Origin of the sequence: Vibrio vulnificus CMCP6, assembly GCF_000039765.1 — a bacterium.
GTDB lineage: Bacteria > Pseudomonadota > Gammaproteobacteria > Enterobacterales > Vibrionaceae > Vibrio > Vibrio vulnificus_B.
On sequence record NC_004460.2, the window covers coordinates 442417 to 465712 of the forward strand.

The window sequence follows — 23296 nt, forward strand, 5'->3', positions numbered from 1 at the left end:
GGAATATAATCGCTCCGCCGTTCGCTTTGAGCTTGTTTGAAGCGACATTTTATCTGAGTAGTGGAGTACGGATGAAAAAACACGCGGGTTTCACTCTGATCGAATTAGTGGTCGTCATCGTCATATTGGGCATACTCGCCGTGACTGTGGCACCAAGATTCTTAAACCTTCAAGACGATGCCAAAGTGGCACGGCTAGAAGGCATGCGGGGCGCCATCGCTGCTGGTTTGGCAATGGGATACGGCAAAATGGCCATGGCGGGTTTAGAGCATTATCGTTTCATCTCGAACAGTGCAACTGACCCAGATATCACACCGCCAACCCCAAAAACCAGCTTACCTTTTACGGGTTGCCAAATTGGTGGCTCTGAGCATTGTACATTTCTATATGGTTATCCTGATGCCGATGACACTGGCTTAACCATTGTGGTCGCGAATCTCAAAGGGGAAGGCTCGGACTGGCAAGTACTTCGCCACCCTTATGATCAGAACAATCCTAAACCACGAGAAGTGGTGGTGGCTGTACGTGGTGATGCCAATGCCAGCATGACACAATGTGGCGTTCGCTATGCACCACCGACAACAGCAAATGCACAATACGAACTGGAAGTCCTACCCTGCCCTTAATACTCGGCAGTTTCAGTCGTTGTTGATGATATTTAAGGCCAAATGACAGAGTTACCTCATTTGGCCTTATTTTTTAACTCTTGCGCCGATCTTTGCGCCCGTATTGATGCAAATCGAACAAGTTTGATATTTATCATATATTGCATGCATCACTTTCACCAACACATAACACCATTTAAACCACCAATATACATGACATCTCTCTATTGAGTTTTATTAAAGCAAAATTTGCTTTAGATCATTCAAAGCTCAACTAGCCCTCGTGCTACAGAACGCTTTTCTGTACATTCATTGACACATATTGAAACAGTTCTTCCTCATTTTTTAATATTTCATGGAGATTTCTATGCTAGAGCTCTTAATTGGACTGGTAGTGACCGTTGCGGTTGGTTACTTCATTGTCAAGGGTTACAAAGCGGCAGGTGTGCTACTGACCGCGGGTGTTCTTCTACTGATCCTAACAGGCGTTCTTGGCCACACTGTCTTGCCTGCCAAAATCACCTCAACAGGTAACATGATCACAGACTCATTAGAGTACGTGAAGTTTATGCTGCAAAATCGGGGTGGCGGTTTAGGGATGCAGATCATGTTGCTTTGCGGTTTCGCCGCTTACATGACACATATCGGCGCGAATAATGTCGTTGTAAAACAGTTTTCTAAACCACTTTCTGTCATTAAATCGCCTTACGTTTTGTTGGTAGCCGCCTATATTGTTGCGTGCTTAATGTCTCTTGCCGTGAGCTCTGCAACTGGTCTGGGTGTGCTTTTGATGGCAACCCTTTTCCCAATGATGACTGCAATGGGGATTTCTCGCCCGGCGGCAGCTGCCGTGTGTGCGTCACCCGCTGCGATCATTTTGTCCCCGACTTCTGGTGACGTTGTTATTGCTGCGGAAAAATCAGGCCTCGCTTTGGATGTCTTTGCAGTTCAAACCGTTCTGCCTGTCTCCATTTGTGCAATCATTGTCATGTCGGTCGCCGCTTTCTTCTGGAACAAATACCTTGATAAGAAAGACAACACCCCAATGGAAAAGATCGATGTTTCGGAAATCAAAGCCGATGCACCTGCATTCTATGCGCTGCTTCCATTCCTACCGATCATTGGTGTTTTCTTATTTAATGGCCGCACCATTCCTGGATTAAGCCTCGATATCTATACCATTGTTGTACTGTCGATCTTTATCGGTGCTTTGGTTCACTACGTGGTGAACAAGTTTGATGGTAAGAAATCACTCGAAGATCTCGATGCGTGTTACGACGGCATGGCAGATGCCTTCAAAGGCGTTGTGATGTTATTGGTTGCCGCTGGCGTATTTGCCCAAGGCCTTATGTCGATCGGCGCGATTGACAACCTTCTTCATCTTGCAGAAACCGCAGGTGCAGGTGGTATCGCGCTCATGCTGATTTTGACTGGTCTTACGGTTGCAGCCGCTATTGCAACGGGATCGGGTAATGCCCCTTTCTACGCGTTTGTGGAGCTCGCTCCATCTCTGGCCGCAAAAATGGGACTGAATCCAGCATTCTTGATTATTCCAATGTTGCAAGCCTCTAACCTTGGTCGCACCATTTCTCCCGTTTCTGGCGTGGTGGTGGCTACCTCTGGTATGGCACACATCAGCCCATTTGAAGTAGTAAAACGCACTTCTGTTCCTGTGCTAGCGGGCTTGATTACCGTCATCCTTGGCACAATGATATTGGTACCAATGAGCGCCTAATCGCCTCATATTCTTCATCCTACGTCTGTTTTCTTCAAGGCCGAGCTCTACTGCTTGGCCTTTTTCATGTTGGGAAAATATCGACTTATTCATAGAAATAAATGTGCAATCAGTCGCGGTTGCAATACGGTATAAGATTCGAAATTTGCCTTTCATGTCAATTGGTTATATAAAAAACCAAAGCATAGACAAATAGGATTTATCATGACTACATTCATCGTTTTTATTGTTCTCACATTGCTGATCGTTGTATACGCGATCAGCATCTACAACAAGTTAGTGACTTTGCGAAACCGTTTTAAAAACAGCTTCGCCCAAATCGAAGTGCAGCTCAAACGACGTTATGACCTTATCCCGAATCTCGTAAACACCGCTAAAGGGTATATGGAACACGAGAAAGAGACATTTGAACGTGTGATTCAAGCTCGTAACCAAGCACTTTCAGGTTTAAAAGCGGCGAGCGCTGCGCCAGACAGCGACTCTGCGATCAGCTTACTCAGCCAAGCGGAAGGGGTATTACAAAATGCACTAAGCAAACTCAATGTTGTGGTGGAAGCCTACCCAGAACTGAAAGCGAATGAAACCATGGCCCAGCTCCAAGAAGAGCTCACCAGCACCGAAAATAAAGTCGCCTTTGCCCGCCAAGCTTTTAACGACTCCGTCACCAGTTACAACACATACAAACAAACCTTCCCCCCTGTGCTATTTGCAAATATGTTTGGTTTCCTTGATGGAAAACTCCTTGAGTTTGCCGACAGTGAAGCGATTCAAGAAGCGCCTAAGGTGACCTTCTAATGGATTTCTTTCAGCATCAAGATGTCGCTCGGCAGCGCACTGGGCTGTTGGTTTTTCTGTTTATCTTTGCCGTGCTCACCATCACTGCTTTGGTGAGTACTCTGTCGATCGCGATCTATTTGGGGGTAACAGAAACCCCTTTCGATCCGCACACTGCGGTAAGCTACAGTCTCATTTGCTTTGCCGGTGTCGCTTTTGTCATCGCTATGAGCTCCTTAATTCGCCTCTCAGATCTCAAATCCAATGGGGGGCGTGGTGTCGCCGAGAGTATGGGCGGGAAACTCATTTCTACCGACACCACGAGTAGCAAACATCGTCAACTTTTGAACGTCGTTGAAGAGATGGCGATTGCCGCAGGTGTTCCTGTGCCACCGGTTTATTTGATGGAACACGAACGGGGAATCAATGCCTTCGCTGCTGGAATGAACATTGATGACGCCGTAATTGGTATCACTCAGGGTGCACTAGACAGCTTTAGCCGAGATGAACTGCAAGGGGTCATCGCTCATGAGTTTAGTCATATATTAAACGGTGACATGCGCCTGAATACACGTCTAATCGGCATATTGTTTGGCATCACTTGTATCGCGCACTTTGGTCATCTGGTTCTCGACAACATGCCTCGCTCAAGCCGGGTATCACGTAGTTCATCCGATTCAGACAAAGGCTTTACCATCATTTTTATGATTGCACTGGTCTGCTTGGTTTTAGGTTGGCTTGGCACTCTGTTTGGCTCAATGATCAAAGCGGCGATTTCAAGGCAACGTGAGTTTCTTGCAGATGCCAGTGCCGTGCAATTCACTCGTAATGATCAAGGGATCGCTGGTGCACTAAAAAAAATTGGCGGCTATTCGTATGGCTCAACACTCGATGCTCGTTCCACGAGTGAATTTAGCCATATGATGTTTGGGCAAGCCCAACTTTCTGGACTGTCGGGATTTTTTGCAACTCACCCACCTCTAGAAGAAAGAATTCGACGTATTGAACCTCAGTGGGACGGCAGTTTTAAAAGGGCATCATCGCAACAGGCCCCAGCCTTTGACAGCCAAATGTCGAGTGGATTTTCGTCTCAACAACATTCGCAATACGTAGAAGAAGTGCCATCTTCTGATCAACTCAGCGAAATTGGTCAACAACTCATTGGTCAATTGCCCCAACCGTTGATCGACATTGCTCGTGAACCCTACAGCGCACGTTTTATTGCCTTCGCTTTAATTCATGATGGAAGTGACCGTCAAAGAGAGATGATAAAATGCCATGTACCGCCAGCCTCTCAGCCTCAACTGCTCCCTTGGTTGGATCATGACATTCCAGCTCATTTGCGCTTACCGCTTCTTGAGCTTTCAATTCCTGCCCTGAAAGCGCTCAGTGAAGGACAAAGAGCGCGATTCTGCCAAGTATTGCGTGACCTTGCCCTCGCGGATGATCACTACTCACTCGCAGAGTGGTGCGTCGTCAATTTGTTGGAGAAGCAGCTCCTAACCTCCTTTGGTAAAGCGCCTCAACGTAAATCAATTAAGCAACTCCAAGAGAGTGTGGTGTGGCTGCTTAGAGAATTAGCGTGGGTGTGCCACACCGATCCAGTGAGTGCGCAAAGCGCTTATAATCAATCACTTGCACTATTAGGGCTAGCATCGCACCCTCTTGAACCCGCCCATCATAACTGGAAGTTAAGCCGTGCTGCGTTGGAGTTACTCTTGCAACTCAAGATTGCAGATAGAAAAACGTTTGTTAAGGCATGCCGGTTAGCCATTGAGTCCGACGGTCAAATTAGCGTCGCTGAAGGCGAGTTATATCGAGTGATTGCGTGCTTTCTTGAAGTTCCGGTCCCACCGTTAACCATGTCATCTTAGGCCCTTCATTAAAAGAGGATGCTCATGAGCATCCTCTTTTAATACTCGAGATAACACCTTCTCTTCCTAATGCATCCTGTATTCACGCTATCGCGTTGCTCATAGTTCAGACTCAAGATGCAGTTTGTCATCCAAGCCCCCCCAACGTTCAAACAACGATAAAACCTCTTCCACTATTTGGATATAACCTTTTGCTGTTGAAAGTGATGCATTTATTTGCAGCAATCACACAAATTATGTATTCAACTGCAAACTTGAAAATACTTATGTGACACACATCGCCTACAGAACTTATTGATAACCTTAGTATTTGCCCGAAATCACAATAAGGTATAACAGAAGAATGAAACACTCTAAAACGACCCTCGCTTTCCTCATTAGCACTGCATTAATTGGAGGCTGTAGCAACGATACCGATTACATTGATGTGCATCCTAAAGAGGTAAAAATTGCCACTTTTAATCTCTCGTTTGATAGAAACACCTTTAAAGATCTCGTGGATGAAATGCAAGTAGCGCCAGAACAGCAACATCTGTTAGTCACATCCTACTTAGATGGCAGCATCGCAGAACAAGATAAAGTGAGAGCAGAAAAAGTCATCCAAATCCGAAATGTTGCTGCAATCATCCAAAAAAATCGACCTGATGTATTGCTAATGGCTGAATACAACAACGATGGCACTGGTGAAAATAAAGCAGCACTTGTGGGCTTTCAAAACAACTATCTTTCTGTGGCCCAAAGCAACGATGGCGCTGGTGGTAACGCAAATTTAGAGCCGATTGAATATCCCTATGCCGAATCGTACTCAACGAATACTGGCTTAGTCAGCCCCTTCGACCTAGACAATAATGGTACTGCTGGCCAACTTCCCGGCGACGCATGGGGCTTTGGCTTCTATCATGGCCAATACGCCTTTGCCTTAATGTCGAAGTACAAAATTGATACAGAAAATACAAGAACATTCCAAACGTTTAAGTGGAAAGATATGGAAGGCGCTCAGATACCAACGATTACCATTTGCGACGGTTCTCAAAAAATTCCAGATGGCATGCAATGTGGTGATGCTTGGTACACGACAGAAGAGTGGCAAGAAGTCCGTCTGTCATCGAAAAACCACGTTGATGCTCCAATCATCATTCCAACCGAAAAAGGGGATGAAGTGGTTCACCTACTAATGTCTCACCCGACGCCACCTGTGTTTGACCCAGGCAAGAACAAGGCACAAAATGGTGCCGAAGTGCAGTTCTGGCATCACTATATCCAAGGCAAAGCATACTTCTACGACGATTCTGGGAAAACAGGCGGTCTCGCAACAGGCGCTAAATTCGTCATGATGGGAGATCAAAACCTTGATCCCTTAGCCGGCGATGGATTTAGCGACATTATGCAGGCATTACATAATGATCCATTAGTGAACCAGAATGTCATGAACGGTAACCTATACCCAACTAGCTATGGCGCTGCAGAACATGCGGTTGATAGTAAATCCACCCACCCTATTCCAAACCGCATCACATCAACTTTTGGTCTTGGCGTTGACTATGTTCTACCATCTGCCAACTTGAATGTGGTCAATTCAGGAGTGTACTGGGCGGCATCATACGAAGAGGGTCGCAAGCTGTTTAATGACCCGAGAATTGGCAAATTTGGCAATGGTAAAGACGTCTCTTCAGACCACCGAATGATTTGGATTCAAGCTCAGTTCTAACCCTGTTTAAATCTCGATAGTGGCACACTGCACCATCAATGTGAGCCAGTAATATGCCAGCGAATACAGCTGGCATTTTTTTAATAGTACTTTCACCACTTTCGGTCTTCATAACCATACCCATTTTCCCGATCAAGGCAATGTCGGAGGTATTACGGTCATTGAGAAAGCCTTCTTCCGTGAAGCGCACCTGAAATCGCTCACTACCAACATCACCATATTGTGCGAGTTCTGCTAGATCAGCATCGCTATACTTGGGCTAACACCCCTTCTCCGCGACTTGCTCTCAGCAATTTTAGCTTCTTCCAGACTGTCAGGAAGAACTGCTTTTTTTGTAACAACTTACCTTACTTGGTTAACTCTCCAAGCACATATGTTTTCATCGATGAGAAATCAGAAAACGTATGTAAACCCTCCCTACTCCCTCTTTCAAAATAATAAACCAGCCAAACGCCTTCCTCCTCGATGACGCACGTCCTTTCATTTTTCTCTAGACCTAGAGAATAGTAATTTTTGGGAACACCTAACTTTACTAACTCCTGATCTAACGAATCCAAACTATTGTTTGTTGTATTCCCAATATTTACCACGGTAAACCTCTTTCAAAATTGGATTATCACCCGAAATTAGGGTCTGAGGACTTCGACGCATGCCTCCTATTGGATTGATTGAATGAGCGCAGAAGACTGCTCTAAATCACCAAATGCGAGTTGCGCTAAGTCAACAACCGCATCAACGGCTGTGTTATAAGCACCTGCCGCCAGCATTTCTGTCGCACCCAACGCATAATCAATGCCGACTTGCTGAACAGCGTCTGGCGCTATGGCATGTAACTGATAAGTCGGGCTGGCTGTTTTCACCGCACTGGCGTAATTGCCTGAGCCCATCGCGTAAAACATTGGCTGTTGCGGCTGGGTATCGTTCACGCCGGCTTTTATTGCAGGGGAGTCCTCTTTGGCACATAAACCATGCGGGTCTACCCACATCACCGGATTGGGGGCATATTGATAATGGTTTATACCGCCTAAAAGCCCAATCGGGTCTGGCTGAATAAAGCGTCCTGTTCTTGGATCGTAGTAACGGGCAAGGTTGTAGTGTAGCCCTGTTTCCGCATCGTGATATTGCCCTTGAAAACGGAGTGGGTTGCCAACGCTCTCCACCTCAATGTGTGCACGTCCGTATGTGTCGTAACGTGCTTGCCAAACAACGGAGCCATTGACAGTAACGCAGAGTACTCATCTCAAAAACTAACTATTTGGGGACTTTTGAGGTTGGATGACAAACGTTAAAGCTAAGCCCGCCAACCGACTTAGCAGACTTTGCGGCATTCATGTTGTTTGAGAGTAGAAGTTATTAGATATTAACAAATAAGTCATTATTCGTTGTTCAAGCTTTCGATTTCATCAGCAAGGGCTTGATCCCACTCGAAGTCAATATTGAAACTTCCTGAGGGGTCGAGGCTAAATGTAGCTCTGTTCCAATTGTTATCAGTTCCACTTGTTACTGCATGAAGCTCTTCAAATGCTTCAAATATTTCAAAAGGAACATCGAAATATTTTGGCTGTTCAGGTGATAAGGTTGGAATGTATTCACTTTGAAATTCGATAGAACCCTCTGTAAGTTCTGCTCGAATTATTGAGATTGACCAATCATCATCTATAGAATTGACAATTGATTGAGCTATGGTTAAGTACAAATTTTCTACGCTATTTTCCATTGGGCATATTCCTTAAAAAACGCTTCACTTTTTTACCATCAATTTCATATATTATTTCAAATGCAGTGGGCCTTTTGCTTTCGCCTTTAAAAATCGAGTTTATCTCAACTTTAACTTCTTTAGGTGGGTTTCCACTAAGTGCTTCCGCCCATTTATTTTCCATCCGTTTCCAAGCACCTTTGTTTAAGTTGCCATTCATCGCTGCATAGTTTATTTGCTCACCAGGACCTTTAAAGATTGATGCGATAAGGTGACCGCCTTCATCATCAACTAGGCCATCCTTAATACCATCTGTTTTCCCAGCTTTGCTTTGCTGATAAGTGTTTCTATCTACTTTGTTGAGTTCGAGTTTACCAGAAACGGATTTCACTCTGCCAAGTTCATCCGTTTTATATGAGTAAGAGCCCACTTTATACGTTGCGTTTGCTTCAAGTTTGCCATTGAGAGCCTTGTTCCATCCACCTTTGCTTCCTTGATCTAATTCAATTGTATGCGAAGTTGCCCCCGGCAACTCACTCCCTTTCGGTGCGTCCAGTTGTTTGGCAACTGATGTTAGGCTATCACCTCCCTTTGCTACTGTCTCCGTAGCTACATTTAGTGCTTTATTGCCATATTTTGCTGCTGTCACTCCCTGCCCAACGATTGGCAAGCCAGACAATAAAGACAAGCCACTATTCAAAAAGTCGCCGCGCAGCGCATACAGCCCCGCATTAATTAAATCCGCTACAATGCCAATTCCAGGAGCCATACCGGCACCATCAAGCGCCAAGTGTATTGCCTCAAGTGCAGCACCTTTGTATTCATCTGGCGCTATGGCATGTAACTGATAAGTCGGGCTGGCTGTTTTCACCGCACTGGCGTAATTGCCTGAGCCCATCGCGTAAAACATTGGCTTTTACATCGCAGCTGACACAGAGATCACCTATGCTGGACGCTTATAGCTTTTATGGACGAGACGATGACCTTAGTCGACAAGGTTTCTTCAAACTGCCGGGTACTAAGATCGCCTCTTTGAGAAAGGAACCGTAGATAACGCAGGTGCAGCTTTCAGAGAACCTGGGGATTTCCCAGCAGTACATGCAGGCATTTGAAGCTGGCCGCAGGAAAGTACCTTCATCCAAACAGCTAAAGCAGGTGGAACAGATCAGTTATTTGCCGAAGGCGAAACAGAAATTTGTGATGGATATGCGGTATACGGTGATACTGTAACAGATGTGGAAAGCCCCACCACTGGATTCAAACGCTGGGGCTTAGGATTGTATTAAAATAAAGACAGGTTATCTATTTTATCGTTCAACTTTCAACAAGTAATCGTATTCACCAAAATTAGGATATTTATCATAATTCCCACTTACGTCTGTCGAAGAGTTCACTTCTGCGAGACTTTGCGGGTTAAATGATTGTTTTCTTATTATGAGCTGACCGCTCTCATTAAAAATATACGAGTTACCCAACTTCACTTGATCCTTATCACCGTCAAAATATCGATGTGTAGCCATTGATAAAAATAACTTTCCTAGCTCAACTTCTTTGAAATGATAGGACAGACTTTCCCTTAACAAGTCATCTAAAAAAGTAACGCCAACAAAGCGTGTACTCCCTGCTACATCAATAACAGCATAAGGCCGCTCACGATCATTCACCAATACAGTATATGTTCTGCATTCATCGTGCGCTTGCCTTGCTTGCTCTTCACTCCACATTTCAGTTGGACGCTTTTTCGACCAAAACCAAGACTTGCAATAAAAATAGTTAAATTTGTTCATACTTAATAAATCCTGCCATCTATATCCCTAATAACTACACCAGCATTATCTGCGGCGTCTATTGTGATTTGCGATATCGGGTTATTCTGAACTGGAACCTCAAGAAGGCTTTGTTGCGTAATTCAGTACAAAAGTAAAGCGACTTCATTTTGCGCTTTTTTTAGCCAATACGACAAGTTTTAGGCATACCTAACCCTGTAAGCTTGTTTAACGCTTTTATCATGGCGTAAGTCTCACCAACCTGAGCGTTGTAGTCTCTCAGACTTAATTTTCCACCTAGCAACTGCTTCACCCTATACATCGCTGTTTCTGACAGAGAACGCTTGTGGTAACCATACCTCTGTTTCCAGTGTTTATTTGAACCATACAATTTCTGGCAGGCCACACCAAGATTTCGGGGGTGACCTCGCTCCCAGAATGCGGCTCCGTCTCGTGGAGGAATGAGTGCGACTGCTCGCTTTATACGGATAGCTTCGTAACAGGCCTTGGTGTCATAAGCACCGTCACCTGATATTTCAACGATCTTTCTGCGTGTTTGCTTAAGTAGATTTGGCAGCACTTCAGCATCAGTCACGTTCGATAAACTCAATTCCGCAGCGATAATTTCGTGGGTATTCGTATCAACGGCAAGATGAAGCTTTCGCCAAACTCTACGCTTACCGTCTGTGCCATGCTTTTTGACTTTCCATTCCCCTTCGCCGTAAACCTTGAGACCAGTAGCATCGATGGCCAAATGTCTTATCACACCATACGTTTGAGGTTTGAATGACACTTCAACCTGTTTAGCTCGGCGACTGATACAGATGTAATGTGGACACTGCTATGGAACACGAGCAAGCAGAAATACGGAGTCAATGAATCCTTGCAGAGTTCGTAACGGCATTGAAAAGATGCTTCATCATCAACGCAGTTGTGATCGCCAGGTCGCTAAAGAAACGAGGTCTTCCACGCTTTTTTTGTTTGCTTTGTTTCCACTCTCTTATCGCTTCTTCATCAATCCAGAAAATGAGTGAACCACGGTTGATTAAGGCTTTGTTGTACTGTTTCCAGTTCGTTGTTTTGTAGCGAGGTTTCGGCATGAGACTAGGGGAATAAACTTACTTAACCGATCAGATCGTAACCTTCTGATTTAGTTCCCTCGAATTACGCAACAAAGTCAATTGGCCCCTTAATTACTTCAAGCAACGAACTCAAACTATTATTATTGCTCATCTCACTTATATTGCTCACCCAGTTTTTTCAACAAGTCCAAAAAACCGAGATCATAAAGAAAATGGTAGCTAAACGAAATTCGTGTAGGCATATAAGAGTTACCAACATCCAACGGACTTTGACGTGAGAGATTGACAAGATGATAACCTTGTGTCGCCGCTTGTACACAAAGCATTTCTCCGTCGACATCCTCATCGGCACTGGTCATCGCTCCCGCATGTAAGCCGCCGGCCGCCGGCGGCTTGCGGAACTCCTCTAGCGCTTTGGGGAACCAGCTAAGAACCCTGAGAGGAAAGTCGAATTGTTTGCAATAATATTGATGCGTTTTTAAGTTCCTATACGCTGTCAAGATTGATAAATAATTATCTCGTTTCACAAGTACATATAAGTCTTCCGCCTCAGTAGTGTCCAATAGACGACCTATTTCAATGGCGCCCGTTGGCAACTGATCATGCTGAGTAATCGTTGGTAAAGCGGGTTGTACCGGGTATTTTTGTATGTCGTAGCTCATAACGGTTGAAGATCCTTAATAATGATGACAATAGCATCAGCGTCGTGTAATTCTTTTAAATTAACAGTCTTACGCTCAAAATTCAGCGTTTCTACCGCGCCGAACTGCTTCGCACTATTAGGGTTAAGCTCTTTCGTCAAGCCGTTACCCACGTAATCTACCTTTTTATAGCAGTTCCTTTAATGATGATCTCCTCATCTATTTGCTCAATTGATTCTAAAGAGTCGACGACATAACTAGCTACGTCATTATCTTCATCAAAAACAATACCAAGAATATCGAACTTATGGTAAGCATAAAGATAGTCATAGAGATATGAGCCCTCGATATCGATGAACTCCAGTAATGATGGATAATTTGTTGCTCCAGGATACGGAGGATCGAATTCACCAGTGATTTGGTCATCTTCTTTAAGATCTTCAACACCGTCATCGTACAAAGGGGTCAATTTTTCTAATAATTCGCTTTTAACTATTTTTATTTCGTAGGATAAAGTCTGTAAGCCTTGCCCTTTTCCAAAGCTTAACTGGCAAAAAGTCATCGCATTAGAATCTATGTTATTTTTATTTACTTTAAGCGAAATCATTTTTAACCTCCTGGAGGTAAGATAATAATTTTTCCATCGGGAGCTATTGTTATTGACCCCGAAGGAGTATACGGCTGACCGGCTTTCAAGTCTCCCCCTGCTCTAATTCCGGCTCTTTGGAAAAACTGTTCTGGCGTTGTCATTGTTTCGATTGTTTGCGTACTTTTACCGGGAACAATCGTCAACTCTTCCATTTTTAAGAAATGGGGGTTGTCGGCTGTCGTTTTATTGATGTTTTTGATAATTCTTTGAGCTTGTTTCTCTGATAAACTACCAAAACCAACATCAATATCGCTACCTTTACCGAAATCTCCTCTTATTCGACTTCCACCAAATACCACCGTTGAATCTCTTTTTAGCCCCTGTTCTAAAATCAGAGTAGCTTGTTCAGTTGTTAAATCAGGTACATGTTTTGATAAAAACGCAGACTGCTCTGTAATACCAGAAGTTCTTAATGTTGTTTGCTCAGGGAATGTATTAAATACCGATTTATCTGTCCAACGTTTGTCTGGAACTACCCCTTTCCCCACAGACTTCATAGCAACTCTACCGCCCCATGCGGTCATCACTATTTCTGGGGCTAACTGCACGAGTGTTGCCGCCAAGGGGGAACCTGTATGTTCTAGTGTTGCACTGCCAAGCCCTTCCATTGTATCTGCATAGGCTTCAACATATCCAGATACGTTGTTAATAATTTGATGTGCGCCCCGAGACTGCGGAACATAGCTATATTTCTCTTGAATCGATTGAATGAGCGCAGAAGATTGCTCTAAATCACCAAATGTGAGTTGCGCTAACCCAGCTAAGCCAGCCACCGCGTCAACGGCTGTGTTGTAAGCACCTGCCGCCAGCATTTCTGTCGCACCCAACGCATAATCAATGCCGACTTGCTGAACAGCGTCTGGCGCTATGGCATGTAACTGATAAGTCGGGCTGGCTGTTTTCACCACACTGGCGTAATTGCCTGAGCCCATCGCGTAAAACATCGGCTGTTGCGGCTGGGTATCGTTCACGCCAGCTTGTATTGCAGGAGAGCCCTCTTTGGCACATAAGCCATGCGGATCTACCCACATCACCGGATTGGGGGCATATTGATAATGGTTTATGCCGCCTAACAGCCCAATCGGGTCTGGCTGAATAAAGCGCTCGGTTCTTGGGTCGTAGTAACGGGCAAGGTTGTAGTGTAGCCCTGTTTCCACATCGTGATATTGCCCTTGAAAACGGAGCGGGTTGCCAACGCTCTCCACCTCAATGTGCGCACGTCCGTATGTGTCGTAACGGGCTTGCCAAACAACCGAGCCTTGTTCATCCACCAGAGCCAAAGGTGTGCCAATTTGGTCACATTGGTAGAAGTAGCATTGCTCATCTTCCACTAGCATGATTGGCGTGTGACTATTGGGCAAATAAAAATACCAACGGTACTTTCCGTTGTGATATTCACCAATTAACTGGCTCCCCTGCCAGATAAACTCGGTAGTGCCAGTTTCTGTCACTTTTCGACTACGACGCCCCAGCGCATCGTATTCAAAATGAGAAAGTTCCCCATCACTGTCGACTTGTACGAGCTGATTGAGTGCGTTGAAGCATCGATACTGCGCGCTCCCCTCGCCCTCTGCACAAATCTGATTGCCATGAGCGTCATACTGGAAGCGCCAACCGCTGTGTTCCACCAATCTGTCACCCATTAGTAGACAATCCGCTTCACTTGGATTGCCAAAACTGTCGAATCGGTAGGTTTCTTCCTGATGCGCGGTTTTGGCGCGAGTGAGCTGACCTAGGCTGTCGTATTGGTAATGTGATGCACCCTGTACACTGTCGATAATAATGGCGAGCTGGTGAGCGGTATCATAATGGTATTTCCTGCTTCGGTTGTTCCACTGTTGTTGAGACAGTCGGCCAATACCATCAAACCGTTTCTGTTCTTGCTCTTGTCCATAGTAAACCGAGCAGATTCGTCCCATGGAATCATAGTCAAAATGCACACAAGGCGGCTTCTCACCCATTGAAATAGCCGCTAATTGGCCGTACGTGGTATACGCATAGTTCACTTGGCTGCCATCTGCTAGAAGCAACTGGCTAAGTTGCCCTGATGCGTTATGGTGATAACCAATCCTGTGCTGCCCCTGAATTTGTTGAGATAGCTGACCACCAGAAGAGTATTGGTACTGAATAGTGCACGCTCGGTTGGTTGCCAAACGCAGTTGCGACCCGTGACTAAACTGGTATCGGTTTTCTGACACGCCATGCGTCGCCCCCGCCTTGACCAGACAAAGATTGCCTTCAGCATCATAGGAAAAGACAACTTGACGTTCACAACTTTCTAAACGGGAGAGTCTTCCGGCTAAATCATAGTGATACTGAGTAGTGACACCATCAAAATTCTGCGTTTCAGTGACATAGTGGTCTGGCGACAGCGTAAACAGAAAATCACATGCATCGCTGCGAGAAATTCCAACGAGGTTCCTTTCTCCATCATAACGAAAAGCAAGCTCTCCACCATCGGGGCGGATGATTGCATTCGGCTGTGCCAGCAAGCCCCACTCAATCGTGCTCGTTCCTGCTGGGGTAATAAGGTGTGTTACTCGGCCGCATTCGTCATACCGGTAACGCACTTCATGCTGTAAGTCATCCTCTTTACTGTAGGTAAAGGTTTTGGTCAGATGGCCATAGGTATCATGCTCAAATGCGGTCACCATTCCGTTGGGAAATGCAATGCCATCGAGCCGATGTTCTTGGTTGTAACTGTAACGTAGCAATGTTTGATTGGCTTGATGAGCGATCATCTGATGGGCATCATTCCACCACCATTGATGGCTTTCACCATCCGATGCTTTACGTTCGATCAGACGGCCAAACTTGTCATAACGACAATCCGTCCGTTTACCGCTTGAATCGCTCAAAGCCGTCAGTAAACCTAATATATTGTACTGGCGTTGCTCTAATGCGCCGTTTGGATAACGAATGGCCGTTTGCTGACCTAGTGCGTTGTATTGATAACCTGTTGTGGCTCCACTGGAATGACGCTCTTTTGTTTTCTGACCATACGCATTGTATTGGTAGCACACCGTCTCACCGCTGGGTTGTATCGCGCGCACGAGTCGTCCGTTGTCATCGTATTCCCAGCGCCACTCACGCCCTTCTGGGCTGCGTTTTGAGCTTAGTTTGCCATGGGCATTGTGTTCAAATGACCATTGATGGCCCAAGGTATCGCGATAACTTGACGTTTCATCTTGGTAGTGAAATTGATAATCGTAAGTGCCGTCATCGCCATAATTACGAAGACATTTGGCTTCCGGCCCTTCTGCTGACCACTCAAAATAGTGACTAAATCCCGACTGACGCTGCCTTCTTTTGAGCAAATGACTCTCTGAGTAGAAGTAGCTTTCTGTTTGACCATGCTGATTGGTTGCCGCCGTTAAATTGTCTTGCGCGTCATATTGATAGCTCGCCAACACCTTCCCGGAATCGGGGAGCCGGACTTCAACCAGATGGCCTCTTCGATCATATTGAAGCTCTGCACAGTGCTGTTTGTTGTAGCGAATGCCTACCAAACGCTGTTTTGAGGAATAATCCAGATCAATTAAATCAATGGCTGTCGTTCTGATTTGTTTAATTAACCAAGTTTCATTCTTCCGTTCAAACTTGTACTGGGTACCATTCGCTAACGTGACCAGCAAATAACCATTTTCGTGATGGAAGCAACTTGCTCCTACGTAAGTTTGGTAACTCACCGCACCTTGGTTCACGACAGGAAACGCAATGACGTCGCCCATCTCATCGCAAAAATGCCAACCCGTAAGCTCTCCTTTTTCAGAGTGTACTTCGTGGATTTGATAGTCGAAGCAATGTCGCCAACCATGCCCTAAGCCAGTGTCTAAAAGACAAAACGAGGAACGATAGGTGCGAGAAAAACTCAATCGATGGTGAAGTGTTAAGTCACACAGTGTTAGGATTTCTTCACCCGTCACCATAGAAACCGGATCGCCGGCTTTTTCATGATGTTTACTGCTTTCGGCTTGCGCTTCGTCGCAAGTTTTATCATCACTGGTTTGGCTCTCTGTTTTCCCATCTGACGCGGGTTTTGACTCTTGGTCTTGAGGTGGTGGTGTTAAAATCGTTGGTTTTAATGATGCTGGCGTCACGCTTTCAAACTGAACGACATGCAGCCTTCTTGCTGCCAGTGCCGCACTCAGTGACGCAACGTAATCTTCGAAGACTTTTTCATCGCGAAAGGGACTTTGGGGTATATTATCTCCCAACCAACCGCTTACCTCGGCGATGTCTTCTAACGAAGCAAGCTTAAATTTTTCGACAAACTGTTGAGCAACCAACTCTGTCGAGAAGTGCAGTGTCTTCCCTTCAGCGATTGGCTGGTCTGAGAAATAGTGTAACGATCCATCGTAGGCAGAGATTTTGACTATCCGTTGTCCATTCATTTACTTATCTTCCGAACGACTGCTCCAACGATACAAAATACCCACAGCTAACCCCTGCTCTTCAGCATCAATCTGTAAGACATGAAAGGGTTTCTGTGGATCTTGCAACTGTTTTTGATAGGCATGAAGCGCCTTATATAACCCGGTTCCAGCACCGAGTTGCCCCACCAATGTGCTGGAGAAAAAATAGCCTGTGTTTTCTGTTACCCAAGGCGAAAAACGGTGTAGTTGGGAATGCCAAATAGGCATATCAGCACCGTCTAGAGGTAACATGAGTTCCGTTAATTCTCTTTGACACATTTGAGACAACGACGCCATCACTCTGGGAATGCCACTTTCATAGTGGCTGGAATAACGGTCAAACTGAACTTTCGATGGTTCTAGACCGTATGTAGAGCGTGCAATATGCACCAAGAGTAATGAGTCAGTTTTTATGTCTTCAAAAAGTTGATATTCACTGCCTACACAAAATAGAGACGAAGTATCCACAGACAGCACCCAGCACTCATGGCGCTCAAGACAATGCATGACACGCTCGAAGGCAACCAAAAAAGAGGCATTCCCATAGGGGTAACAAAATATAGAACGCTGACCGCTAGGCGTGTCACCCAGTACCTCGTTGAGTTTCTTCACCAGCTTCAGTACCTCATCTTGTGTCGCTAGTTCAGGCAGCAAGAAGAAAATCGTCGCTTGTTTCGGGATCCTAGAAATGTCTACTGAATAATGCGCAATCAGCTCCTCCAAACGAACCAATAGAGACGCTGATTGATGTGCGAATGTTTTATAGCTATTTCCAGAATAAAACAGATCATCGCACCATTGAGGTGGCTCAATCGTTCCTAAATTATCTTGAGTCGCCAGATTGTGAGAGCCAACATAAACAGCGTGTGGATTAAGTTCGAGCGCCATCTAATCTCCAATCAACACGGTAGGTACGCCAACCAATATTTTGCCACCGTGAGAAGTGCTATCACCCATCCGAGCGGCTGGCTTGCCGTTAATTTTTACTGACGATGAACCGCTTGAAATACTGTCGGGAGGGCCAACACATATCAGCTTGTCTCCTTCTCTCGCGGCAGGTATACCTCCTATTTTCACATTCGGCGAGCCCGTGACGACAGGGCCTCCAACATGGGGAATCTTCCCGGTCTTTTTCGGACAGACGTGAAAACAACCAATGACAGATGCAGGTTTACCCATGTGTTCTTCCTAGTTCAGTGAAATCTGGCCAGCTTTTAAGGCAATCGAGGCACCATTAATGGCTATTTTGTTGCCTTTAATATTGATCTCCCCCGAACTCGACATCTGAATCGAAGCGCCGCCCACTTTAATTTCAATGCTTTTGCCTGCGGTCAGAGAAAGGACTTCGCCAATATCGAGTGAATAGTTTTTCCCAATCTTCCCAGAGACGTTTTGTCCAACCTCCTCCGTTAGGTTGTTGGTAATTTTCTGGGTCTTATTGTTTTCAACTAGGACATCAGCGGAATCTTCGACGACCATTTGGAAGTTCTTTTCCGCATGAAGATAGACATGTTCCTCACCCGGTTTATCTTCAAAGCGTAACTCGTTGAAGTTACTCGCCCCTTTTTCTACAGACTGGCTACGGTAACCACTTTGGGTTTTCTTCTCTGGCAACGAAAAAGGTGGCGCTTGCGTCCCATTGTAAAGAGACCCTGTCACCACTGGCTGATCCGGATCCCCATTGATAAATTCAACGATGACCTCTTGCCCTACTCTTGGCAGAAATGAGCTTCCCCAGCCATTCCCTGCAATTTGTTGTGCGACACGTATCCAGCACGAACTCGTCGTATCAAACTTACCTTCACGATCCCAGTGAAATTGAACTTTTATCCGCCCATATTTGTCGACGTAGATTTCACCTTGCTTATTACCTGTCACAACCGCAGTTTGGATTCCGCGAATAACTGGCCTCACAAAGTTAACCGCCGGACGATGCACTTTCCCTGACTCAATGCAGGTAAAATAACTCCTAACACCTTGATTTGAAGGGCCACCATGACCTACTTGGTTGAAAACAGCTGCGTTGATAACAATCGATGAGAGCACGAACTCTTTGCCGATTCGGCTAGGGTCTTCATGCTTACCAAATTTGAAACTTCTGCCGACCGCAAAGGAGCGGCAACTCGACTCTCCAGAACAAACGTATGCGTTTTGCTGTAATGATTCGATCGTGTGGGTATTTCTCGTTTTGTACTGATCACCCGACTCCGCTTCACCCAGATATTCATAATGCTCGCTGCTCGGAACGGTAAATAAGGATTCGCTCCCTTTTGCCGTATTGTTAGGATGTGAAGCTGGCTTTTTCATATCATAGCCACTTTTGTGACTGCGCGTGATCACCATCGATTGAGCTTCATGCCACGAAGAGATATGACCCAACTCTGCGGTACCTGAATTGAAATCAATTAAAAATTCAGCACCTGGCTTGTAATAGCTGGCATCATCAAATATCTCGATCACATGTGAAGATTTAGTATGGCTGAAACAGAACGACAGCCCTTCCTCAGATAAGAGTCTTTTAACAAACTGTAGATCCGATTCTTCGTACTGAACTTTGTAGTTATACTTGGCATAGCTTTTGGTCAGAGAAAAAGAAAAGTCGACGCCATGCTCACCAAGAATTAATGAAATGATTTCTTTTATATCTTTATTTTGAAAGATTCGGCTGTTGATTTTGTAGTCCGCAAAATTCAATTTTGGCACAACAACAAGCTCAATGTTTTTGTAGTTTTCACCATCTTCAAATTTGGTCACTCGGCTTCCTGCTAGTGTTGCCTTTGCAACAAACCCATGGAAGTATCTCGGTTCCAACATGACTTGGCTATTATTATCCATTTTGATAATAACTGGCTGACCCACGATTTGATTCAGTTCGCCTTTTCGACCATTAAAATAAGCATAAACTCGCAATGAAAATAGCTCTGACATTTCTTCTCTATATTCAAAGGAATTGAGAATAATCGCATCTTTCCCATAAGGCGTGGAAATATTTATAAATTTATTATCTTGAGTCGCTTTTTTCATTACAAACTTCTTTATAAACAAATAAGGAGGGCACTTTCGAACCCTCCAAATGATTTACATTTGTTGACCTTTAACACCGCTGTAACCGTATACCAACGGAGCAGATGTGTTGTTTTTGTCATCAGTAGGCGTCACAGTCATCATCATCTCTGTGTAAGAGATGGTGATTGTTTCAATTGGACGGTCGTCTTGAATTGACACTGCATAGTTAGAAATCATGGCATCCGTTAGTTGAATTTTCATGATTTCTTCGATTTTTTCACCCTGCTTAGTGATATGGAATACAGCGGGTTTACCCTTACCAATCGTGGCTTCTTTGAACAGATCTGGGGATGCTTTGTCTTGAAGTTTGGTAATGGTCATATCGTAAAGACGAGTAGAGCTTGCTTCACGATCCATTGCGGTACCAGTATAAGAAGAAATTTCACGACCTACACTCCAATCAACTGAAAGAAGAGTAATCATATCCTTGTACTGTTCTGCGGTAGCTTCACCTTTAATATCAGCATATTTCAGGTAGGTATTTGACTGCATGCTAGTCTCCTATAGCATTTGATTAATAAAACTCAAAAAAGAGTCAGATTTTCTTACTAGAATAAGAACTTTAGAATTAATAATAAATGTATTAAATAGGTAAAATTAAATACACACTTTTATAACTGAGATGCTCGCTATTTTGTAGTGAATAACGAACATCTGTTAAACATGTTAGATGCAATTCTCAATTAACTAAAAATCATAAAAAAGTATTAGACGATTGAGATAGACAAGTCATCAACTTCACCTTCTATCTCAATTTTATTTATTCTTATATCATTAAGAATGGCATTTAATACGGATTCAGATATTTTAGGCAGCACCTTATTTTCAATCACATTTTGAAGAGCACGCGCGCCACTGCCCGTTTCATTGCAGCTGTCAACAATACTATTAATTAAGCGATCGTTGATCACCGCTTCTGCTTTATAGTTTGTTTTTATCCTCTTCTGAATTTTGGAGAGTTTCAGCGCGGTGATTTTCTCCAATACATCACGGTGCAAAGGGATATAAGGAATGACATTCACTCGACCTAAAAAAGCGGGCTTGAAATCCTGTAATAAATCATCTCGTAGCGCTTCTTTGAGTGCCTCCGGATCCGGAGCAAGCTCTGGATCTTGGAATAACTCCATTGTTGTTTCCGTCCCAGAGTTGGAAGTCATGATAATGATGGTGTTTTTGAAATCGATGTCTCGCCCTTCACCGTCTTTAATCATGCCCTTATCAAACACTTGATAGAAAATATCCTGTACACCCGGATGGGCTTTCTCCATTTCATCAAGCAATATGACGCTGTAAGGTTTTCTTCTTACGGCTTCCGTTAGCACACCACCTTCGCCATACCCAACGTAGCCCGGAGGAGAGCCCAGCAGTAACGAGACTTTATGCTCTTCTTTAAATTCAGACATGTTAATGACGGTGATGTTTTCTTCACTACCATACACTTGCTCAGCAATGGCCAACGCAGATTCCGTTTTACCGACACCACTTGGGCCTACCAAGAAAAAGATACCGTTAGGTTTTGATTCTTCATTGAGTTGTGCTCTCGCGGTTTTGATCACTTCCGCCATTTTACTCAACGCGTGATCTTGGCCGACCACTCGCTCTTGCAGATGTTGCTGTAAGTCTAGAATCGCTTTTATTTCATCGCTTTTTAGTTTGCCTAATGGTATGCCTGTCCAGCCTGCAATAATTTCAGCAATTAGGGCTTCGTTAACATGCGAAAACACCAAAGGCATCGGGTTAGACGATAACTGCTGTTCAATGGATTGCAGCTGATTGGCTTTCTCTGCAGATGGTTCTGCCAAAATGGAATCACGGAGCGCTTTGGCCTGCTTGACTGCGCCTTCTTCATCTCGCCACGTTGTCTCTAGTTGGTGAATTTCATTTTGAAGGAGCGACAACTTGCTCTCAAGTTCGTCAAGAGCTGTTTGATGAGAATGACCAAATGCAAGTTCATTGGTGAGCTGAAGCTGTTGAGCTTCTATCATTTGGCGTTTTTTGTATTTCTGATCAAGCAGCCCTGGTATCGAGTTTTGACTCAAAGCAACACGAGAGCACGCGGTATCTAAAACCGATACCGCCTTGTCTGGCAACTGACGGCCGCTAATGTAGCGAGAAGAAAGAAAGACGGCAGCCTTGAGTGCCTCGGTAGTAATGTGGACGCCATGATGTTTTTCCATGACAGGAACGAGGCCACGCAGCATCTCTATCGCCAATTCAGGTGAAGGTTCCTCTATTTTAACCACTTGAAAACGACGGGTCAGAGCTGCGTCTTTCTCTACATATTTTTTGTATTCAGCCCATGTGGTTGCGGCGATCGTGCGTAGCTCCCCCCTGGCTAAGGCGGGCTTAAGTATGTTCGCAGCATCACCTTGACCAGCCTGCGCCCCTCCACCAATCAATCCATGCGCTTCATCGATAAACAGTACGATAGGCACCGCTGACTCTTTGACTTCTTTGACCACGTTCTTCAATCGATTTTCAAACTCGCCCTTCATACCAGCACCGGCCTGGAGTAGCGCCAAATCAAGCGATTTAATTCTCACTGCTTTAAGCGCGGGAGGCACATCCCCTTCAGCGATTTTTAGCGCAAGTCCTTCGACAACGGCGGTTTTACCTACCCCCGCCTCACCCGTCAGGATAGGGTTATTTTGACGGCGTCGCAGAAGAATATCCGTCATCAGACGAATTTCATCATCTCTGCCAATCACCGGATCAATTTGCCCCAACTCCGCTTGCTCTGTCAGATCTATCGTAAATTGATCCAACGCTTGTGTAGAAGCTCTGTGGTTGGGAATTTGATTAGCCATTTCAACATGAGTCTGTGCGTATTCGATTAGCGCACTAGGCTGAATTTTGCTTAGCTCTTTGCTCACAGTCGAAGATAGAGCAAACAACGTGTCGTCAGAGAGGAAGGCATGAAGCAAATGAACAGCAGCAATTTTTTCTGCTTCAAACGCAATCGTCGCTGTCATCCATGCATTCTGTAGTATGGTGACCGTATGGGATGACAACCCCGGTACAGTTTGACAGCCCGTTTTGTACTTCTCTAATTGCAAAGTGAGATCCGTCTGCAATTGGTTCAGATCAACCTTAAACGAGCGATACAGTTCGATTTCTTCAGGCCCAGCACTTTGCACTAGCGTAAGCAGCCAATGTGTCATTTCAATGCTGTGGTGAGTTCTTGAGCTCGCCAAAGCAGCGGCTTGCTCTAATGCTCTTTTCGCTTCAGGGGTTAACTTGTCAACTAACGCGGATAGTGAAAGAGATGCCATTCTTAAATCCTTT

The 23296-nt window shown here is 44.9% G+C and carries 17 protein-coding genes and 2 pseudogenes; 5 read left to right on the top strand and 14 right to left on the bottom strand.

Annotated features, from left to right (window positions below):
- Positions 1-71: 71 nt before the first annotated feature.
- The 5 genes from VV1_RS17075 (at position 72) to VV1_RS17095 (ending at position 6696) form a co-directional block, all read left to right on the top strand.
- Entirely contained in the window at positions 72-626 is a 555-nt protein-coding gene (locus tag VV1_RS17075) for a type II secretion system protein (RefSeq protein WP_011081366.1), read from the top strand.
- A 346-nt stretch (positions 627-972) separates the two neighbouring features.
- Positions 973-2340, top strand: coding sequence for an anaerobic C4-dicarboxylate transporter DcuC (gene dcuC, locus VV1_RS17080; RefSeq protein WP_015728001.1), 1368 nt, complete (start codon positions 973-975; stop codon positions 2338-2340).
- A gap of 204 nt (positions 2341-2544) precedes the next feature.
- Entirely contained in the window at positions 2545-3135 is a 591-nt protein-coding gene (locus VV1_RS17085) for a LemA family protein (RefSeq protein WP_011081368.1), read from the top strand.
- Entirely contained in the window at positions 3135-4988 is a 1854-nt protein-coding gene (locus VV1_RS17090; RefSeq protein ID WP_011081369.1) for a M48 family metallopeptidase, read from the top strand. The genes VV1_RS17085 and VV1_RS17090 overlap by 1 nt, the downstream gene beginning before the upstream one ends.
- A 343-nt stretch (positions 4989-5331) precedes the next feature.
- Positions 5332-6696 (top strand): endonuclease/exonuclease/phosphatase family protein, encoded by a 1365-nt coding sequence (locus VV1_RS17095; protein ID WP_011081370.1) that lies wholly within the window; start codon positions 5332-5334, stop codon positions 6694-6696.
- Between the two features lie 659 nt (positions 6697-7355).
- On the opposite strand, the pseudogene VV1_RS17105 reads toward VV1_RS17095, so the two are convergent.
- The 14 genes and pseudogenes from VV1_RS17105 to tssH form a co-directional block, all read right to left on the bottom strand.
- Positions 7356-7922: pseudogene (locus VV1_RS17105) on the bottom strand (RHS repeat-associated core domain-containing protein); the annotation flags it as partial.
- A gap of 149 nt (positions 7923-8071) precedes the next feature.
- On the bottom strand, positions 8072-8413 hold the full coding sequence (locus VV1_RS17110) for an immunity protein YezG family protein (RefSeq protein WP_043921131.1): 342 nt from the start codon (positions 8411-8413) through the stop codon (positions 8072-8074).
- Positions 8403-9302 carry a DNA/RNA non-specific endonuclease gene (locus tag VV1_RS17115; protein WP_011081372.1) on the bottom strand — a complete coding sequence of 300 codons (900 nt, stop codon included), beginning with the start codon at positions 9300-9302 and terminating at the stop codon, positions 8403-8405. Before VV1_RS17115 ends, VV1_RS17110 begins: the two co-directional genes overlap by 11 nt.
- A gap of 397 nt (positions 9303-9699) precedes the next feature.
- Positions 9700-10179, bottom strand: coding sequence for a hypothetical protein (locus VV1_RS17120; RefSeq protein ID WP_011081373.1), 480 nt, complete (start codon positions 10177-10179; stop codon positions 9700-9702).
- A 160-nt stretch (positions 10180-10339) separates the two neighbouring features.
- Positions 10340-11258 (bottom strand): annotated as a pseudogene (locus VV1_RS17125) (IS5 family transposase).
- Between the two features lie 134 nt (positions 11259-11392).
- Positions 11393-11902 (bottom strand): hypothetical protein, encoded by a 510-nt coding sequence (locus VV1_RS17130; RefSeq protein WP_011081376.1) that lies wholly within the window; start codon positions 11900-11902, stop codon positions 11393-11395.
- Entirely contained in the window at positions 11899-12054 is a 156-nt protein-coding gene (locus VV1_RS24855; RefSeq protein ID WP_011081377.1) for a hypothetical protein, read from the bottom strand. The genes VV1_RS17130 and VV1_RS24855 overlap by 4 nt, the downstream gene beginning before the upstream one ends.
- 5 nt (positions 12055-12059) lie before the next feature.
- Entirely contained in the window at positions 12060-12488 is a 429-nt protein-coding gene (locus tag VV1_RS17135) for a hypothetical protein (protein ID WP_043921132.1), read from the bottom strand.
- A 2-nt stretch (positions 12489-12490) separates the two neighbouring features.
- Positions 12491-16924 carry an RHS repeat-associated core domain-containing protein gene (locus tag VV1_RS17140; protein WP_011081379.1) on the bottom strand — a complete coding sequence of 1478 codons (4434 nt, stop codon included), beginning with the start codon at positions 16922-16924 and terminating at the stop codon, positions 12491-12493.
- On the bottom strand, positions 16925-17833 hold the full coding sequence (locus tag VV1_RS17145; RefSeq protein WP_011081380.1) for a hypothetical protein: 909 nt from the start codon (positions 17831-17833) through the stop codon (positions 16925-16927).
- Positions 17834-18124, bottom strand: a complete 291-nt coding sequence (locus tag VV1_RS17150) for a PAAR domain-containing protein (RefSeq protein WP_011081381.1) — start codon at positions 18122-18124, stop codon at positions 17834-17836. It abuts the gene before it with no gap.
- 9 nt (positions 18125-18133) lie between these two features.
- A complete protein-coding gene (locus VV1_RS17155) occupies positions 18134-19969 on the bottom strand; it encodes a type VI secretion system Vgr family protein (protein WP_011081382.1) in 1836 nt (611 codons plus the stop codon).
- Between the two features lie 54 nt (positions 19970-20023).
- Positions 20024-20503 carry an Hcp family type VI secretion system effector gene (locus VV1_RS17160; protein WP_011081383.1) on the bottom strand — a complete coding sequence of 160 codons (480 nt, stop codon included), beginning with the start codon at positions 20501-20503 and terminating at the stop codon, positions 20024-20026.
- A 215-nt stretch (positions 20504-20718) separates the two neighbouring features.
- Positions 20719-23283, bottom strand: a complete 2565-nt coding sequence (gene tssH / locus VV1_RS17165; RefSeq protein ID WP_011081384.1) for a type VI secretion system ATPase TssH — start codon at positions 23281-23283, stop codon at positions 20719-20721.
- Positions 23284-23296: the final 13 nt, after the last annotated feature.

Coding starts and splice junctions, on each gene's coding strand:
- VV1_RS17110 (WP_043921131.1), bottom strand. CDS start 8,413: ATGGAAAATAGCGTAGAAAATTTGTACTTAACCATAGCTCAATCAATT.
- VV1_RS17130 (WP_011081376.1), bottom strand. CDS start 11,902: ATGAGCTACGACATACAAAAATACCCGGTACAACCCGCTTTACCAACG.
- VV1_RS17075 (WP_011081366.1), top strand. CDS start 72: ATGAAAAAACACGCGGGTTTCACTCTGATCGAATTAGTGGTCGTCATC.
- dcuC (WP_015728001.1), top strand. CDS start 973: ATGCTAGAGCTCTTAATTGGACTGGTAGTGACCGTTGCGGTTGGTTAC.
- VV1_RS17145 (WP_011081380.1), bottom strand. CDS start 17,833: ATGGCGCTCGAACTTAATCCACACGCTGTTTATGTTGGCTCTCACAAT.
- VV1_RS17095 (WP_011081370.1), top strand. CDS start 5,332: ATGAAACACTCTAAAACGACCCTCGCTTTCCTCATTAGCACTGCATTA.
- VV1_RS17090 (WP_011081369.1), top strand. CDS start 3,135: ATGGATTTCTTTCAGCATCAAGATGTCGCTCGGCAGCGCACTGGGCTG.
- VV1_RS17120 (WP_011081373.1), bottom strand. CDS start 10,179: ATGAACAAATTTAACTATTTTTATTGCAAGTCTTGGTTTTGGTCGAAA.
- VV1_RS17115 (WP_011081372.1), bottom strand. CDS start 9,302: ATGTTTTACGCGATGGGCTCAGGCAATTACGCCAGTGCGGTGAAAACA.
- VV1_RS17140 (WP_011081379.1), bottom strand. CDS start 16,924: ATGAATGGACAACGGATAGTCAAAATCTCTGCCTACGATGGATCGTTA.
- VV1_RS17085 (WP_011081368.1), top strand. CDS start 2,545: ATGACTACATTCATCGTTTTTATTGTTCTCACATTGCTGATCGTTGTA.
- tssH (WP_011081384.1), bottom strand. CDS start 23,283: ATGGCATCTCTTTCACTATCCGCGTTAGTTGACAAGTTAACCCCTGAA.
- VV1_RS17155 (WP_011081382.1), bottom strand. CDS start 19,969: ATGAAAAAAGCGACTCAAGATAATAAATTTATAAATATTTCCACGCCT.
- VV1_RS17160 (WP_011081383.1), bottom strand. CDS start 20,503: ATGCAGTCAAATACCTACCTGAAATATGCTGATATTAAAGGTGAAGCT.
- VV1_RS17150 (WP_011081381.1), bottom strand. CDS start 18,124: ATGGGTAAACCTGCATCTGTCATTGGTTGTTTTCACGTCTGTCCGAAA.
- VV1_RS17135 (WP_043921132.1), bottom strand. CDS start 12,488: ATGATTTCGCTTAAAGTAAATAAAAATAACATAGATTCTAATGCGATG.